This is a genomic window from Nocardioides aromaticivorans (assembly GCF_013408525.1).
GTDB classification, from domain to species: domain Bacteria; phylum Actinomycetota; class Actinomycetes; order Propionibacteriales; family Nocardioidaceae; genus Nocardioides; species Nocardioides aromaticivorans.
In genome coordinates, this window is the sequence record NZ_JACBZM010000001.1 from 345,301 (window position 1) to 361,328 (window position 16,028).

Consider the following 16,028-nt stretch of genomic DNA (forward strand, 5'->3'; position numbering starts at 1 on the left):
GCTCAGTGCGCGGTGAAGGCGTCGCGGAGGCGGCCGAAGACGGACTTGTGGGCCGGACGCACGTCGCCGGTCGGCTGCTCCTCGCCGCGGATCGCCGCCAGCTCGCGGAGCAGCTCCTCCTGGCGCGGGTCGAGCCTCGTCGGGGTCTCGACGGCGATCGCGACGATCAGGTCGCCCCGTCCGCCGCGGAGGCCGGGGACGCCCTTGCCGCGCAGCACGACCTCGTGGCCGGACTGGGTGCCGGCGGGGATCGGCAGCTCGAACGCGGTCTCCAGGCCGGCGTCCTCCGCGTCGGGGAGGTCGGCCTCGAGGGTCGGCATCTGGATCGTCGTACCGAGCGCACCTGCGGTCATCGGCACCGAGACGGTGCAGTGCAGGTCGTTGCCGTGGCGCGAGAAGGTCGGGTGCGGGGCGACCTGGATCTCGACGTAGAGGTCACCGGCGGGGCCGCCGCCGGGGCCGACCTCGCCCTGCTCGCTGAGCTGGACGCGGGTGCCGGTGTCGACGCCGGCGGGGATCTTGACGGTGAGGGTACGACGCGAGCGGACCCGGCCGTCGCCGGCGCACTCGCGGCAGGGGTCCGGAATGACCGAGCCGTAGCCGCGGCAGGCGGCGCAGGGGCGCAGCGTGCGGATCTCGCCGAGGAAGGAGCGCTGCACGTGGGCGACCTCGCCCGCACCGCGGCACGTCTCGCACGGCACCGGGTGGCTGCCGGGCGCTGCGCCCTCGCCGCCACACGTCGAGCAGCGCACGGCCGTGTCGACCTTGAGCTCGCGGGAGACGCCGAAGGCGGCCTCGGCGAGGTCGACCTCGATCCGGATCAGGGCGTCCTGGCCGCGCCGGACCCGCGGGCGCGGACCCCGGCCACCACCGCCGGCTCCGGCCCCGGAGCCACCGAAGAAGGCGTCCATGATGTCGGTGAACGAGAAGCCGGCGCCCTGCCCGCCGAAGCCGCCGCCGAACGGGTCGCCGCCACGGTCGTACGACGCCCGCTTCTGCGGGTCGGAGAGCACCTCGTAGGCAGCGGTGACCTGCTTGAACCGCTCCTGGCTCTCCTCGTCGGGGTTGACGTCGGGGTGGAGCTGCCGGGCCAGCTTGCGGTAGGCCTTCTTGATGGTGTCGGCGTCCGCGTCGCGGGCGACACCGAGCAGCTCGTAGAGGTCCTGGCTCACTTCTTCTCCATCACGCGGCTGAGCGGCGCTCAGCTCTCGTCGAGGATGCGCGACACGTAGCGCGCCACCGCGCGCACTGCCGCCATCGTTCCTGGGTAGTCCATGCGGGTCGGGCCGACGATGCCCAGCGACGCGAGCGCGTCGTCGGGTCCGTAGCCCGTCGCGATCACGCTGGTCGACGCGAGCTCCTCGTAGGGACCCTCCGCGCCGATCCTGACGGTCAGGGCGCCACCGGTCGTGGCCTCCCCGAGCAGCTTCAGCAGGACGACCTGCTCCTCGAGGGCCTCCAGCAACGGCCGGATCGAGGTGTCGAAGCTGTCGCCGAAGCGGGCGAGGTTGGCCGTTCCGCCCACCACGATCCGCTCGTCGGAGCGGTGGTCGCTCATGGCCTCCACCAACGCGTCGACCACCGCGCGGGTGGCCGCGTCGGCGTCCGGCGCCTGGACGAGCGCGCCGAGCGCGGTGGCGGCGTCGCCGATGACCTCACCGGTAGCGGCGAGGTTGACCCGCGAGCGCAGCGCGGCGAGCTGGTCGTCGCCGAGCTCGGACTCGAGCTCGACGTGGCGCTGCTCGACGCGACCGGTGCTGAGGATCAGCACCAGCAGCAGCCGGGTCGGGGTGAGGGCGACGATCTCCACGTGGCGCACCGTCGAGCGCGACAGGGTGGGGTACTGCACCACCGCGACCTGGCGGGTCAGCTGCGCGAGCAGCCGGACCGAGCGGTGCACCACGTCGTCGAGGTCGACGGCGCCGTCGAGGAAGCTCGCGATGGCGCGTCGTTCGGCGGTCGTGGTCGGCTTGACGGTCGAGAGGCGGTCGACGAAGAGCCGGTAGCCCTTGTCGGTCGGCACCCGGCCGGCGCTCGTGTGCGGCTGGGCGAGGTAGCCCTCGTCCTCCAGGGCGGCCATGTCGTTGCGGATCGTCGCGGGCGACACGTTGAGGCTGTGCCGCTCGACCAGCGCCTTGGAGCCGACCGGCTCCTCGGTCGCGACGTAGTCCTCGACGATGGCGCGCAGCACCGCGAGCCTGCGCTCCTCCTGCATGCCCACCTCCTGCTCACGCACCGCTTGACCGACTCGAACCGGCTCGAACCGGCTCGAACCGACGCCGGTGGACCTTGGCACTCCACCCGCTGGAGTGCCAATGCTACCCGCGCCCCCCCGGATCCGCGGGACCGGCGACACGGCCTTCCCACCGTCGCGCAGAGCAGGTAGGTTAGGCTCACCTAATCAGGCCGAACCGATCCCAAGGAGCCGGCATGTCCCTCGACCCCGGTCTCGACGCCGGTCGCACCGACGTCCACCGCCTGGCCGCCGCGGCCCGCAGCATCCTCGCCTGCCCGGCCGACGTCCACCTCGTGGTCGACGGCGTCGACGACGTCACCGCCGGCCTCGAGGACGCCCACCTGGAGATGCAGGACCACGGCGGTCGCCCGCTCTTCGCCTGCCCCGCCGACGCCGCGCTCGCGATCGCCGCCACTGACGGCCGGGGCGCCCTGCTGACCTTGCACAGCGGCCTGGGCCGGCCGGGCTCGCCGGACCGCGACGCGACGCTCACCCTCTCCGGGCGGCTCGAGGCGACCGGGCTCGAGGACTGCGAGTGCTGCACCGAGGTGCGGATGCGGGTCCTGCTCCGTCCCGACTTCGCCCTGCTCTCCCGCGAGGGCCACGGCCGCGAGGACGCCCGGATCCGGGTCCCGCTCACCGCCTTCAGCTCCCCGGTCCACGACCTCAACCGCGGCTTCCTGCAGCGCTCGGTCGAGCACGCCAACCAGTGCCACCAGGACGAGCTGCGCCGGGCCGTCGCGACCCGCACCGGCACCCGCCTCGGCGACGTCGTCGGCGTCCACCTGGCCGGGCTGCGTCCCGACGGCGTGGTCCTCCAGTGGGTCGACCCGACCGGGTCCCACGAGAGCACCCTGTCCTTCCCCCGCGCGGCACGCACCGCGCCCGACCTCGGCGAGCTGCTGCGCGAGGAGCTGCACGCCGGGCTCTGCTGACTCGTCGGTCGAGGAGGCTGCGCAGCAGCCGTCACGAGACCCCCGTAGCCTGACCGCGTGCCGTTCATCGAGGTCGCGGACCGGGTCTGGGTCCGCCGTGTCCCGTCGTACGACGTCAACCTGACCGTCGTCGGCGGCGAGCGCGGCCTCGTGGTGGTCGACACGCTCGCCACCGCCGCCGAGGCGCGGGCCGCGATCGTCGGCATCGGCGACCTGCAGGCGGGCCCGGTGGTCGCCGTGGTGAACACCCACGACCACTTCGACCACGTGCTCGGCAACGCCGCCTTCCGCGAGAAGTACGACGCCGCGCTCCCCATCCACGCGACGGAGGCCGCTGCGGACGCGACCGACCCCGCCGCCCCGCCCGCCGACCGGACCTTCTCCAGCGCGGCCGTGATCGACCTCGGCGACCGCCAGCTCGAGCTCGTCCACCCCGGCCGCGGCCACACCGCGGGCGACCTGGTGGTCCGCGTCCCCGACGCCGACGTGCTGCTCGTCGGCGACCTCGTCGAGGAGTCCGCTCCCCCGGCGCTGGGCAGTGACTCGTGGCCGATGGAGTGGCCGCAGACCTTGGACCTCGTGCTCGGGCTGGCCACGCCGGACACGGTCGTCGTGCCCGGCCACGGCGCCGTGGTGGACCGCCGCTTCGTCGAGCAGCAGTGCGACGAGCTGCGCGCCGTCGCGGAGACGATTCGCGAGCTGGCCGGTCGCGGCGTACCGGAGGCCGAGGCGTACGCCGCAGCGGACTGGCCGTTCCCGGAGGACGCCCTGCACCACGCGATTCCCCGTGGGTACGCGCAATTGCCCCGGGCGCGCCGCCAGCTCCCGCTGATCTGACCCACCTAAGGTGGTCCGTCGTGGATCGCTACGGGACCGACGTGCTGGCAGGAGACTGGAAGGTCCCGAAGCGGGGCCGCGCGGTGGAGACACCGGCCGACCACGGCCTGGTCGTCGAGGAGGTCACCACGGACTGGTGCGGCGAGATCGTCGCCGTCGACCGCGACCTGCACACCGTCACCCTCGAGGACCGGCGCGGCAAGCGGCGTACCTTCCCCCTCGGAACGGGCTTCCTGCTCGAGGGCAAGCCGGTCATCCTGACCCCGCCGGTCACGAAGGCGGCGCCGGCGAGGCCGACCCGCACCGCCAGCGGCTCGATCGCCGTGCACGACGCCAAGGCGCGGGTCGCCCGCGCCAGCCGGATCTTCGTCGAGGGCCGCCACGACGCCGAGCTGGTCGAGAAGGTCTGGGGTGACGACCTGCGGATCGAGGGCGTGGTCGTGGAGTACCTCGGCGGCGTCGACGACCTCGCCGACCACCTGCGCGACTTCAAGCCGGGGCCCAACCGCCGCGTCGGCGTCCTCGTGGACCACCTCGTCGCGGGCTCCAAGGAGAGCCGGATCGCGCAGGGCATCATGAAGTCGCCGGTCGGCAAGGACGTGCTGATCGTCGGCCACCCGTTCATCGACATCTGGCAGGCCGTGAAGCCCGACCGGCTCGGCTTCAAGGAGTGGCCGAAGGTGCCCAAGGGCATCGACTGGAAGAAGGGCACCTGCCAGCAGCTCGGCTGGCCGCACCGCGACCAGGCCGACATCGCCCGGGCGTGGAAGCACGTCCTCGGCGGAGTACGCGGCTTCCAGGACCTCGACCCGCAGCTGCTCGGGCGGGTCGAGGAGCTGATCGACTTCGTGACCGCGCCGGGGTCCTGAGGGCCTAGAGGCCCTGCTGGTAGCGCGCCAGCACCTCGTCGACCCGGTCCTGGTCACGCGCCTCGAGCGGGATCAGCAGCTCCGCGACGACATCGGTCAGCTCGGCGATGCGCCGGTTGAGCTGGCGGTTCTCCTGGACCTCGGCCTCGAGGACGCGCACCCGCTCGCGCAGGCTCGACCGCGCGCGGATCCGGTCGACGACGGGGGCGGGGAGGCGGTCGCGGGCCTGCTCGCGCAGCCGCGCCTTCAGCTCGTGGGTGCTCATCGGTTCTCCTTCGGGGTGCGAGCCGCGGGCGCGGGCCACGAGGCCCGGATCCGGCAGACGGCGGGGTCCGGGTGGTCCAGCATGTCCTCGCCCGGTACGACGACCAGGTGCTCCACGACGCCGCCGGCGGCCTCGATCGCGGCCCGGACCGCCTCGGGGTCCACGCGCCGGACCAGCCCGTCGGGCGCCAGCGGGGTGCCGGTGGCACCGTCGGGCGCGTCGTGGGTGGCCTGGAACTCCAGGAAGAGCTTGCCGCCGCCGGGCCGCAGGGCCATCCGGGCGAGCAGCCACAGCTGGTCGAGGGCGGCCGCGTCGAGGCAGCCGACGAGGTGGCGGGCGTAGAGGTGGTGCGGGTCGCGGGCCAGGCGGGTCCCGTGCATCAGGGTCGAGCGGAGCTCGCCGAGGATCAGCTGGCTGGCCTCGACGTCGAGCTCGCGCCGGTTGGCCTTGCGCCGCACGACGCCGAGGCCGCCGCGCGAGAAGTCGACGGCACCGGTGCGGAAGCCGCGCCGCGCGAACCACAGCGCGTCGCGGCCGGTGCCCGTGCCGACGTCGACGACGGGCAGCTCACCGAGCTGGGGAGCGACCCAGCGCGCGAAGGAGGACGAGCCCGCGGGCACCTCGCGCTGGCCGGGTCCGTTGAAGAGCCCGGTCCACAGGCCCATCTCGGTGCGGAAGCCGCGCAGCCAGCCGTCGAGCCGGCGCACGCCCTCCGGCGGGTCGGCGTAGCGGAAGGACGGGTCCGGGGTGCGCCAGTGCGGGCCGTAGAGGAAGGCCAGCATCGCCTCCGGGTCGCGCGGCGCCGGGAACTCGTGCCCGTGCAGCTCGATCGTCGAGAACGGCTCGATCGCGCTGCGCGGCAGCGACCCGCTCCGGTTGCCGAGCTGGAAGAAGGTGTCGCCGACGTGGAAGGCCACGAAGACGTCGATGTGGCACAGCCGGCCGTCGGAGAGCGGCAGCAGCAGCTTGATGTCGCCGCCCGACATGCGCAGGAGGTTCCAGCCGCGCTCGCGCATCGCGCGGGTGATCCGGTAGGACTCGGCGATCACGTCGGCCGGCGAGGAGTGGTCGGAGAGGTAGCAAAGGTCGGTGTCGGAGTCGTGGGCCAGCATCCGGCCCTCGCGCACGGCGCCGAGCAGCGCTCCGTAGTTGAGGTAGGCCTTGACGCCCGCGTGCTCGCGGAGGTCGTCGATCGCGCGCCGGGTGCCGGCGAGGATCTCCTCACGCACCTCCTCGGCGGTCGCCTCGAACGACCGGGTCAGGTGACCGACCTTGTCGACGCACAACCGGTGACCCGCGCGGTCCACGACCGCGAGCGGACCCTCGCCCGCACCGAGGCCGACCTCGGCGTCGTACAGGACCTCGGCTCCGGTGGCATCGGTGACCCGCACCCGGCCGCGGCCGGAGAGGTAGGGACGCAGCACTCCCGGCCACGGCACCAGGACTCCCCCGGGCTTCCGTACGCCGTCGCGCTCGGGCGTGAGCGACCAGACGTAGTGCCCGTCGATCTCGACGAGGAAGGGCCGCGAGGCGGCCGGGAGGAGGATGCCGTCGTCGGAGACGACGGTGGTCATGACGCCCCGCGGTGCGCCAGTGCCTTGCGGAGCGCGGTCGAGGACGTCTGCAGCGTGTAGGGGAAGTAGGTCACCTCGACACCGAGGGCGGCCATGTCCTGCTCGAGGCGCAGGCCCTTGGCGGTGCCCTTCCAGTCGTCACCCTTGAAGATGCGGTGGAAGCCCACGTCGCGCCAGGAGTCGATCTTGCTCGCGGTGTTCTCGGCGTAGACGGCGTCGACGATGCCGATCGCCTCGACGATCTCGAGCCGCTCGGCCAGCGGGACGGTCGGCTGGACGCCCTTGGTGTCCAGGCACACCTCGTCGGCGACCACACCGGCCACCAGGACGTCGCACCACTGCCGTGCCTGGCGCAGCGCGTTGAGGTGACCGATGTGGAACAGGTCGAAGGCGCCCGGCACGTAGCCGATCACTGGCCCCGACATCGAGGGTCCCGACTTCTTCATAAAGTCGAGTGTAACACTGCAGTTAGTTAACTTTCACCTCAGCAGGCGGTGCACCACGCCGTCGGCGAGCAGCCGCCCGCGCAACGTCAGCACCACCCGGTCGGTCCGGTCCTCCACCAGACCCTCCGCGACGAGGCCCGCGAGCGCCCGTCGGCCGTCGTCGTCGAGCACCGCCGGATCGAGGCCGCTGCGCAGCCGCAGCTCCAGCAGGACCCGCTCGACGCGCCGGGTGTCGTCGTCGAGCACCTCCCGGGCGTGGGCCGGGCTCTCCCTCGCGGCCAGCCGTCCGGCGTACGCCGCCGGGTGCTTCACGTTCCACCAGCGCACGCCGCCGAGGTGCGAGTGCGCGCCGGGGCCGACCCCCCACCAGCCGGCACCGGCCCAGTAGCCGAGGTTGTGCCGGCACCGCGCGGCGTCGTCGCGGGCCCAGTTGGACACCTCGTACCAGCCCAGCCCGGCGGCCGTCAGCCGCTCGTCGGCCTGCACGTACTTGTCGGCGAGGTCGTCCTCGTCCGGCATCGGCAGCTCGCCGCGGCGCACGCGCCGGGCCAGCGCGGTGCCGTCCTCGACGATGAGGGAGTACGCCGAGACGTGGTCGGGCGCGCACGCCAGCGCGGCCTCGAGGGTGGTCTCCCAGTCCTCCGTGCTCTCCCCCGGCGTGCCGTAGATCAGGTCCAGGCTCACCTGGTCGAAGCCCGCCGCGCGGGCGGCCTCGACGACTCCGGGGACCCGCAGCGGGTCGTGCGTCCGGTCGAGCACCGCCAGCACCTTCGGCACCGCCGACTGCACGCCGAACGAGACCCGGGTGTAGCCCGCCTCCCGCAGCTCGGTCAGGTAGGCGAGGTCGACCGAGTCGGGGTTGGCCTCCGTCGTCACCTCGGCGCCCGGGACCAGGCCGAACTCGTCGTCGATCGCGCGCAGCAGCCGGCCCAGGTCGCCCGCCGGCAGCAGCGTCGGGGTGCCGCCGCCCAGGAAGACCGTGTCCACCGGGCGCTCCGCCGCACCCAGCACGCGGCGGGCCAGCCGGACCTCCTGGATCGCCTGGTCGACGTACGACGACCGGGAGACGCCGGGGCCGAGCTCCTCGGCCGTGTAGGTGTTGAAGTCGCAGTAGCCGCAGCGGACGCGGCAGAACGGCACGTGGACGTAGAACCCGAACGGGCCCTCGCCGAGGGCGGCGAGCGCCTGCTCCGGCAGGGACCCGTCGGTCGGGGCGGGATCACCCTCGGGCAGAGCGGACGGCATCCGCCCAGTCTCCCAGCCCGGATCTACACCGGCACGTTCAGGGAGACGGTGTAGCCCTCCTCGACCGAGCCGGTCACCTTCGCCATCTGCAGGGAGTAGCCGTCGCTGAAGATGCCGTCGGACTCCAGGCTCAGCTGGGACAGGTTGCTGACGCTCTGCTCGTAGCCCTCGGTCGCGTAGACGTCGTTGCAGACGTCCTCGGGCAGCGCCAGCTGCGAGGTGCGCAGCTTGTTGTCGGCGCTGGTCGCCTTCGCCAGGCTCTCGTAGACCTCGAAGTGCATGTGCGGCCAGCGACCGGAGTAGCAGGCCGGGAAGATCGTGGTGAAGGTCAGGTTGCCCTCGTCGTCGGCCTCCTGGACGCCGCGGAGGTAGTTCTCGCCGACGATCTCGTCGTCGTACAGCGAGTAGCGGCCCTCGCGGTCGCAGTGCCACAGGTAGATCGCGGCCCCGGCCAGCGGCGTCACGCTGTCGCCGTTGAGGTCGTAGACCTTCAGCCGCACCGTGGTCGCGATGCCCTCCGCGACCCCCGAGGCGTCACCGAAGCTGGTCGTGATGTCGCTGCGTACGACGCCCGACTCCGTCAGCACGTTGACCCCGTTGCTGCCGTCGCCCGGATAGGGACCGGCCGTCTCCTCGGGGATCTCGCCGTCCGCGACCTCGAGGCTCGTGTCGCCACCGATCGCGCCGCCCCCGTCCGGAGGGGTGCCGGGGCCGCCCTGCGTCGTACCACCCGAGGTGGAGCTGCCCGAGGTGGTGCTGCCCGAGGTGGAGGACGTGGTGTCGTCGCTGCCGCAGGCGCTCAGCGCGGCCGCAGCGCCGACCCCGCCCAGGAGCCCGAGCAGCCCACGACGCGCCATGATCCGCGGCAGGTCGTGGGACAGCCCGAGGTCGTGCTCTTCGGTCTCTTCGGTCGATCCGTGGTGGCTCATGCCCCGAGTCTCGGGGCGGAACCTGTGCGGTTGCTGTGGGCGGGCTGTTGGGCGGCGACGAGGCGCCAGTTTCACCGGCCGGCCGGAGAAACTGGCGTCCTTGGACGACAAAACTCATGGTTGGACGATGAAACTTCGTCGTCCAACCATGAGTTTCACCGGCCGGCCGGTGAAACTCACCGATCGGTCGCCGCGGACTTCAGGACGTGTAGAAGGACGCGATGAGGTCCTTGTTGTTGGCCTCGACCACGTTGCGCTTCACCTTCAGCGACGGGGTCAGCTCACCGGACTCGATCGACAGGTCGTGGTCGAGCAGCTTCCACTTCTTGACCGTCTCCCAGCGGTTCAGCTGGGCGTTGAGCTGGTCGACGTACTCGCCGACCATGGCCTGCACCGCGTCGTCGTTGACCAGCGCGGTGTAGTCCTTGCCCTCCTTGCCGTTGTCGGCGGCCCAACCGGCGATCGCGTCGGGGTCGAGGGTGATCAGCGCGGAGACGAAGTTGCGCTCCGCGCCGAAGACCATGAACTGGCTGGCGTAGGGGCAGATCGCCTTGAACTTGGCCTCGATCGCCGGCGGGGCGATGTACTTGCCGCCGGAGGTCTTGAAGAGCTCCTTGATCCGGCCGGTGATCCGCAGGAAGCCCTCGTCGTCGAGCTCGCCCTTGTCGCCCGTGCGCAGCCAGCCGTCCTCGGTCAGCGCCTCGGCGGTCGCGTCGGGGCGGTTGTGGTAGCCGGCCATGACGTGCGGGCCCTTGAGCTGGACCTCGCCGCCCTCGCCGATGCGGACCTCGGTGCCCGGGAAGGGCTGGCCCACGGAGCCGAGCTTGTAGGCGTCGGGGTGGTTGACCGTGGCGCCGGCGGCGTTCTCGGTCATGCCGTAGCCCTCGAGGATGAGGATGCCGGCGGCGTGGAACCACGCGGCGATGTCGGCGTTGAGCGCGGCGGAGCCGGAGATGAAGAACTTCACCCGGCCACCGAAGCGCTCGCGCACCTTGCTGAAGACCAGCTTGTCGAACAGGGCGTGCTGGACCTTGAGCGGCAGCGGGACCGGCTTGCCGGCGAGCCTGAGCTCGTCGACCTTGGTGCCGACCTCGAACGCCTTCAGGAAGATCTTCTCCTTGGCGCCGCCCTCGGCCGCCTGCATGGTGACGATCCGCGCGTGCGCCTTCTCGAAGATGCGCGGGGCCGCGCCCATGAAGGTGGGCTTCACGACGCCCAGGTTGTCGACGATCCTGTCGACGCGGCCGTCGATCGCCGTGGCGAACCCGCAGGCGAGCTGGGTCGAGAGCAGCACCTTGCCGAACGAGTGCGCCATCGGCAGCCAGAGGAACTGGAGGTCGTCCTCGTGGAGGATGTCCTGCGCCTTGATGGCCTCGCCCTCGAACACCCACGCACGGTGCAGGGTCCGCACGCCCTTGGGCTTGCCGGTGGTCCCGGACGTGTAGATCAGCGTCGCCAGCTGGTCGGGCTCGATCGCCTGGGCGACGTCGTCGACGGCGGACGGGTTGGCGGCCAGGTGGGCGTCGCCGAGCTCGGAGAGCTGGTCGAGCGAGATCACCCAGTCGCCGTCGTCACCGTCGGCGAGCGCGGGGTCGAAGGACACGACCTTGCCCAGCGCCGGGAGCTCGGCGCGGTGGTCGCGCAGCTTCTGCAGCTGCGACTCGTCCTCGGCGAAGACGATCCGGCACTCGGAGTCGCCCACGATGTACGCCGTGTCCTCGCCGCCCGTGGACGGGTAGACGGTCGTGGTGGCGCCGCCGGCGCACATGATGGCGAGGTCGGCGAGGATCCACTCGTAGCGGGTCGAGGACGCGATGCCCACGCGCTGCTCCGGCTCGAGGCCGAGGGCGAGCAGGCCGGCCGCGAGGCGTCGTACCCGGTCACCGGCCTGGCGCCACGTCACGGACTCCCACGCCTCCCCACGCGGGAAGCGGAAGGCCTCCCGGTTGGCGCTCCGCTCCACCCGGTCGAGGAACTGCACGGCGCAGTTCTTCGGCAGGTTCTGGAGGAAATTCGTGTCGTGATTGATGGGCATGACGCTCCCTGCATGCTCGTCCGAGACCGGCGTAACTGGTCAGTAACCTAGATCAACGGCTCAAGGGGCGGTAGCGAAGGCGCCACCTGACGGACGAATTCCTCCGCCTTCTCGCGGACCTTGGGCAGCAGGCCGTCGACGACGAGCAGGTCGGGCAGGCGGCTGCGGTCGGTGTTGAGCGCCACGAACATGTCCCGGATCGTCACGCCGTGGCCCGGGCGGTGCACGACCTCGATCGGGGCGCCGGCCTCGATCGTGCCCGTCTCGAGCACGCGGAGGTAGGGCCCCGGACGCGCCTCGGCGGTGAACCGCTTCACCCAGGCCTTCGGGTCGTAGCCGGACTCGCGCATCCAGCCCTTGAAGTCGTTGCACGGGGTCCGGACGTAGACCGCCTCGAGGAGGACACCGTCGACCTCGTCGCCGATCCGGAGGCGGGTGCCGACCTCGAGGGCGTTGAGGTCGATGCCCTCGGTGGTGAGGTTCTCGCCGAACTGGCCGTCGCGGATCGGCTGCCCGACCAGGCCCTCGAAGAAGTCGAGGTCCTCGCGCGCGTAGGCGTAGACGGCCTGGTCGGGGCCGCCGTGGTGGAGCGTGTCGGAGACCTGGTCGCCCTCGACGCCGAGCTCGTGGACGGCCACCGGGCCGAGCACCGGGCGCTTCTCGATGGAGGTGTGGCCGATCCCGGCCCAGCCCCGGGCCTGCGGCCGGCCGGTGCTGATGGTGCGCACGTACTGCATGCGCCGAGGCTACCGTCGCTGCATGCTGCGCTTCCTCCCTTTTCTCCTCGTCGTCGCCGCACTCACGGGGTGCAGCCACGAGGACGGCGCGCGCGGTCCCAGCACCCCGGCACTCGTCGCCCCGCACCCCTTCCCCGCCGCGTCCGCCGAGGTGCCGCCCGGCCATCGCGAGGTGCTCTGCCCCGACCTGCGCGGTGACGGGACCGGGATGACGATCCGCCTGGTCGTCCCGCAGCAGGCCACCAGCTCCCATCGTGAGGGCAACGGCTGCGCCTTCACGCTGCGCTCCGACCCCCGCCGCGCCCTCTCCGTCCAGATCGACCCGGACGAGTCGCTGGCGCGGTGGCGCGAGACCTACCTGGATCCCTACGTGTCCGACGACGGGGACGACGCCGTCGGCGACGTCACCTACCGCAGCGACGTCCCCGGGCTCGACGGCAGCACCGCCGAGGAGCTGCGGTGGTACTCCTTCAGCGACGGCTCCCCCACGCGCGTGGTCTCGCTGCTCGCCGCGGGCATCCGCCTCAGCTGGAGCGTGCCGGACGGCGAGCCGCTGCCCGCGACCGCGCTGGACCTCGTACGACGCTCGGTCGCCGTGCTCGCCGGGACCCGGGCGAGCTGCCCCGACCGGGGCGGCTCCGGCCACCGGAGCCTCACCTTCGCCCCGCCGAAGGACGTCGGCTGGGTCGAGGGCGAGGCCGGTCGCTGCCGGATCTACGTCGACGGATCCCTGACCACCCTCGAGGGTGGCGAGGTCGACCCGGCTCCGTCCGGGATCGATGCCCTCGCCGCCCGGGTCCGGCGCGACCCCGAGGCGACCGGCATCCGGCTGGAGCGAGGCGTGGCCACGATCAGCGGCGAGCGCGCCGACCGGCTGAGCTGGGAGGTGGTGCGCGCCGAGGAGACGGAGAACTACGAACCGGCCGGCACGTGGCGCATCGTCGTCGTGCAGAGTGCCAGCGCACGGGTCCGGTGGGGAGCGACGCCGGCCTGGTGGCGCGACCACGGGGCCGTGTTCGACCGGCTCGTCGAGTCGGTCGACGTCAGTCCTGGACGGCCTTCGCGATCGTGATGCACGCCGTGACGTGCGAGCGCTCCTCGGCGTCCAGCGCACGGTCCGCCCGGACCGCGTCCTCGAACGCCCAGTGCGCGTTGAGGACCGACCGGACGACGACCCAGCCGCGCGCCCGGTCCTCGTCGAAGCCAGCCGCGTCCACCAGCGTGTGGAAGCGGCGCCGGATGCCGTCGCGCACGGAGCCGAAGGCGCCGGGAGCGGCGTACTCGTCGAAGCGGTCGCGCAGCATCGGCTCGAGCTCGTAGTGCGGGTCGCCGTTGGTGGGCTTCGGGTCGATCGCCAGCCAGGCCGGCTCGCCGTCGCGCTCCCCGCGCAGCACGTTGGCGTAGTGCAGGTCGCCGTGGAGCACCGCGGTGGCCGGCTCGGCGGTGAGCTCCGCGGCGAGGCCGAGGGCCTGCTCCACGAGCCGGCGCGGCACCGGCACGGTGCCCGCATCCCCGCGCAGCGCGGCGGCCCACCGGTCGACGTACGACGACTGGGAGCGCAGCTGCGGGAGCGGACGCACGTGCAGGCTCGGGTACAGGCCCGCGACGACCTCGCAGGCCTCGACGTCCCACTGCCCGGTGAGGTCCTCGCGGTCGAGCCGCTCCAGCAGGAGCGCGCGGCGGCCCGGGTCGGCGCGCAGCAGCCGCACCGCGCCGCGACCGTGCCAGTGCTGGAGGGCGAGGTGCTCGTGCTCGGACTCGTCGTCGGGCAGGCCGACCTTGAGCGCCGCCGCGACGCCGTCGGCGGTCGTCACGGGCAGCACCAGCGAGCAGAACCCGTGCCAGCTCTCGCCCTCCGGCGTGAGCTCCCACTCGTCGAGGACCGCCCGGGCGATGGCCGGCAGCCGGTCCAGCCAGGTGGACCACTGCGGCCCCAGGGCGCGCTGCGCGTCCAGCCCGGGCGGGATCCGCACCGGTCCTGCGGTCACTTCTTCGGCTTGTCGCCCGCCGGGCCGGTGGTCGACAGCGCGGCGACGAAGGCCTCCTGGGGCACCTCGACGCGGCCGACCATCTTCATCCGCTTCTTGCCTTCCTTCTGCTTCTCCAGCAGCTTCCGCTTGCGGGTGATGTCACCGCCGTAGCACTTGGCGAGGACGTCCTTGCGGATGGCGCGGATGTTCTCCCGGGCGATGACCCGGGCGCCGATGGCGGCCTGGATCGGCACCTCGAACTGCTGCCGGGGGATGAGCTCCTTGAGCTTGCCGGCCATCATCACGCCGTAGGAGTAGGCGGCGTCCTTGTGGACGATCGCGGAGAACGCGTCGACCGGCTCGCCCTGCAGCAGGATGTCGACCTTGACCAGGTCGGCGGCCTGGTCGCCGGAGTGCTCGTAGTTGAGCGAGGCGTAGCCCTTGGTCTTGGACTTGAGCTGGTCGAAGAAGTCGAAGGCGATCTCGCCCATCGGCAGCGTGTAGCGCATCTCGACGCGGTCCTCGGACAGGTAGTCCATGCCCTGCAGGTTGCCGCGCTTCTGCTGGCACAGCTCCATGATCGTGCCGATGAAGTCGGCCGGGGCGAGGATCGTCGCGTCGACGATCGGCTCGCGGACCTCGGCGATCTTGCCGTCGGGGTACTCGCTCGGGTTGGTGACCGTGAGCTTGGTGCCGTCCTCCATCACGACGTCGTAGACCACGTTGGGCGCGGTCGAGATGAGGTCGAGGTTGAACTCGCGCTCCAGCCGCTCGCGGGTGATCTCCATGTGCAGCAGGCCCAGGAAGCCGCAGCGGAAGCCGAAGCCCAGCGCGCCGGAGGTCTCCGGCTCGAAGGTGAGGGCGGCGTCGTTGAGCTGGAGCTTCTCCAGCGCGTCGCGCAGGGTCGGGTAGTCGTCGCCGTCGATCGGGTAGAGGCCGGCGAAGACCATCGGGTTGGGGTGCTCGTAGCCGCCCAGCGGCTCGGCGGCCTGGCGCCCGTTGACGGTGACCGTGTCACCGACCCGCGACTGGCGCACGTCCTTCACCCCGGTGATGAGGTAGCCCGTCTCGCCGACGCCGAGCTTGGCGGCCTTCATCGGCTCGGGGCTGATCACGCCGACCTCGAGCATCTCGTGCAGCGCACCGGTCGACATCATCTTGATCTTGTCGCGGTGCGAGAGCTCGCCGTCGACGACCCGGACGTAGGTGACCACGCCGCGGTAGGTGTCGTAGACGGAGTCGAAGATGAGCGCGCGGGCCGGCGCGCCGGCGTCGCCGACGGGCGCCGGGACCGACGCGACAATCTCGTTCAGGAGCGCCTCCACGCCCACGCCGGTCTTGGCGGAGGTGAGCAGCACGTCCTCGGGCTCGCAGCCCACGAGGTTGGCCAGCTCGGCGGCGTACTTCTCGACGTTGGCGCTCGGCAGGTCGATCTTGTTGAGCACCGGGATGATGTGGAGGTCCGCGCCCATGGCGAGGTAGAGGTTCGCCAGCGTCTGCGCCTCGATGCCCTGGGCGGCGTCGACCAGCAGGATCGCCGCCTCGCACGCCTGCAGCGAGCGGGAGACCTCGTAGGTGAAGTCCACGTGGCCCGGGGTGTCGATCATGTTGAGGATGTAGGTGCCCGGCTCGGCGCCCGCCTCGTTGTCGGCGGCGACCGTCCACGGCATCCGCACGGCCTGCGACTTGATGGTGATGCCGCGCTCCCGCTCGATGTCCATCCGGTCGAGGTACTGCGCCTTCGCCTCGCGCTCGCCCACGACGCCGGTCAGCTGCAGCATCCGGTCGGCGAGCGTCGACTTGCCGTGGTCGATGTGCGCGATGATGCAGAAGTTGCGGATGATCGCGGGGTCGGTGTGACCCGGCTGCGGGGCGGCGGCAGACATGGTGGGGCCATTCTCCCAAAGCCGGACGGGTTCAGGAATTCGCCGCCCGCGGTTCACCCCCGGT

At 72.1% G+C, this 16,028-nt stretch carries 15 protein-coding genes; 4 read left to right on the forward strand and 11 right to left on the reverse strand.

What is annotated here, in order from left to right; genetic code table 11:
- Positions 1-2: 2 nt before the first annotated feature.
- Together dnaJ and hrcA are read right to left on the reverse strand one after the other, a co-directional pair.
- The gene (gene dnaJ, locus BJ993_RS01620) at positions 3-1,172 is read right to left on the reverse strand and encodes a molecular chaperone DnaJ (protein ID WP_036546521.1); all 1,170 of its coding nucleotides are present in this window, start codon (positions 1,170-1,172) and stop codon (positions 3-5) included.
- Between the two features lie 29 nt (positions 1,173-1,201).
- On the reverse strand, positions 1,202-2,215 hold the full coding sequence (gene hrcA, locus BJ993_RS01625) for a heat-inducible transcriptional repressor HrcA (protein ID WP_051932334.1): 1,014 nt from the start codon (positions 2,213-2,215) through the stop codon (positions 1,202-1,204).
- A 215-nt stretch (positions 2,216-2,430) separates the two neighbouring features.
- Between hrcA and BJ993_RS01630 the strand changes: the two genes are divergently transcribed.
- From BJ993_RS01630 to BJ993_RS01640, 3 genes are read left to right on the forward strand one after another with little or no spacing between them, the layout of a single operon-like run.
- A complete protein-coding gene (locus tag BJ993_RS01630) occupies positions 2,431-3,171 on the forward strand; it encodes a hypothetical protein (RefSeq protein WP_179647499.1) in 741 nt (246 codons plus the stop codon).
- Positions 3,172-3,228: 57 nt separating this feature from the next.
- Positions 3,229-4,008 carry an MBL fold metallo-hydrolase gene (locus tag BJ993_RS01635; RefSeq protein WP_179647500.1) on the forward strand — a complete coding sequence of 260 codons (780 nt, stop codon included), beginning with the start codon at positions 3,229-3,231 and terminating at the stop codon, positions 4,006-4,008.
- A gap of 20 nt (positions 4,009-4,028) precedes the next feature.
- Entirely contained in the window at positions 4,029-4,877 is an 849-nt protein-coding gene (locus BJ993_RS01640) for a DUF3097 domain-containing protein (RefSeq protein ID WP_308645442.1), read from the forward strand.
- A gap of 4 nt (positions 4,878-4,881) precedes the next feature.
- Here BJ993_RS01640 and BJ993_RS01645 read toward each other — a convergent pair whose 3' ends face one another.
- The 7 genes from BJ993_RS01645 to BJ993_RS01675 all read right to left on the reverse strand — a co-directional run bounded on the left by BJ993_RS01645 (position 4,882) and on the right by BJ993_RS01675 (position 12,108).
- Complete coding sequence (locus BJ993_RS01645; RefSeq protein ID WP_036546530.1) at positions 4,882-5,142, reverse strand: DUF6752 domain-containing protein; 261 nt, start codon at positions 5,140-5,142, stop codon at positions 4,882-4,884.
- Positions 5,139-6,716 carry a class I SAM-dependent methyltransferase gene (locus tag BJ993_RS01650; RefSeq protein ID WP_179647501.1) on the reverse strand — a complete coding sequence of 526 codons (1,578 nt, stop codon included), beginning with the start codon at positions 6,714-6,716 and terminating at the stop codon, positions 5,139-5,141. Before BJ993_RS01650 ends, BJ993_RS01645 begins: the two co-directional genes overlap by 4 nt.
- On the reverse strand, positions 6,713-7,162 hold the full coding sequence (locus BJ993_RS01655) for an FAD synthase family protein (RefSeq protein ID WP_242530272.1): 450 nt from the start codon (positions 7,160-7,162) through the stop codon (positions 6,713-6,715). The genes BJ993_RS01650 and BJ993_RS01655 overlap by 4 nt, the downstream gene beginning before the upstream one ends.
- A gap of 33 nt (positions 7,163-7,195) precedes the next feature.
- Positions 7,196-8,407 carry a radical SAM family heme chaperone HemW gene (gene hemW, locus BJ993_RS01660; protein ID WP_179647502.1) on the reverse strand — a complete coding sequence of 404 codons (1,212 nt, stop codon included), beginning with the start codon at positions 8,405-8,407 and terminating at the stop codon, positions 7,196-7,198.
- 23 nt (positions 8,408-8,430) lie between these two features.
- On the reverse strand, positions 8,431-9,336 hold the full coding sequence (locus BJ993_RS01665; protein ID WP_179647503.1) for a dioxygenase family protein: 906 nt from the start codon (positions 9,334-9,336) through the stop codon (positions 8,431-8,433).
- 199 nt (positions 9,337-9,535) lie between these two features.
- A complete protein-coding gene (locus tag BJ993_RS01670; protein ID WP_179647504.1) occupies positions 9,536-11,371 on the reverse strand; it encodes an AMP-dependent synthetase/ligase in 1,836 nt (611 codons plus the stop codon).
- Positions 11,372-11,418: 47 nt separating this feature from the next.
- A complete protein-coding gene (locus BJ993_RS01675) occupies positions 11,419-12,108 on the reverse strand; it encodes an MOSC domain-containing protein (RefSeq protein WP_179647505.1) in 690 nt (229 codons plus the stop codon).
- Between the two features lie 22 nt (positions 12,109-12,130).
- On the opposite strand from BJ993_RS01675, the gene BJ993_RS01680 reads away from it, so the two are divergent.
- Complete coding sequence (locus BJ993_RS01680) at positions 12,131-13,180, forward strand: hypothetical protein (RefSeq protein WP_179647506.1); 1,050 nt, start codon at positions 12,131-12,133, stop codon at positions 13,178-13,180.
- Here the strand turns inward: BJ993_RS01680 and BJ993_RS01685 are convergent.
- Complete coding sequence (locus BJ993_RS01685) at positions 13,152-14,096, reverse strand: aminoglycoside phosphotransferase family protein (protein WP_308645443.1); 945 nt, start codon at positions 14,094-14,096, stop codon at positions 13,152-13,154. The two genes, BJ993_RS01680 and BJ993_RS01685, sit on opposite strands and share 29 nt — an antisense overlap.
- Positions 14,093-15,964, reverse strand: a complete 1,872-nt coding sequence (lepA, locus tag BJ993_RS01690) for a translation elongation factor 4 (protein WP_179647507.1) — start codon at positions 15,962-15,964, stop codon at positions 14,093-14,095. The genes BJ993_RS01685 and lepA overlap by 4 nt, the downstream gene beginning before the upstream one ends.
- Positions 15,965-16,028 lie beyond the last annotated feature (64 nt).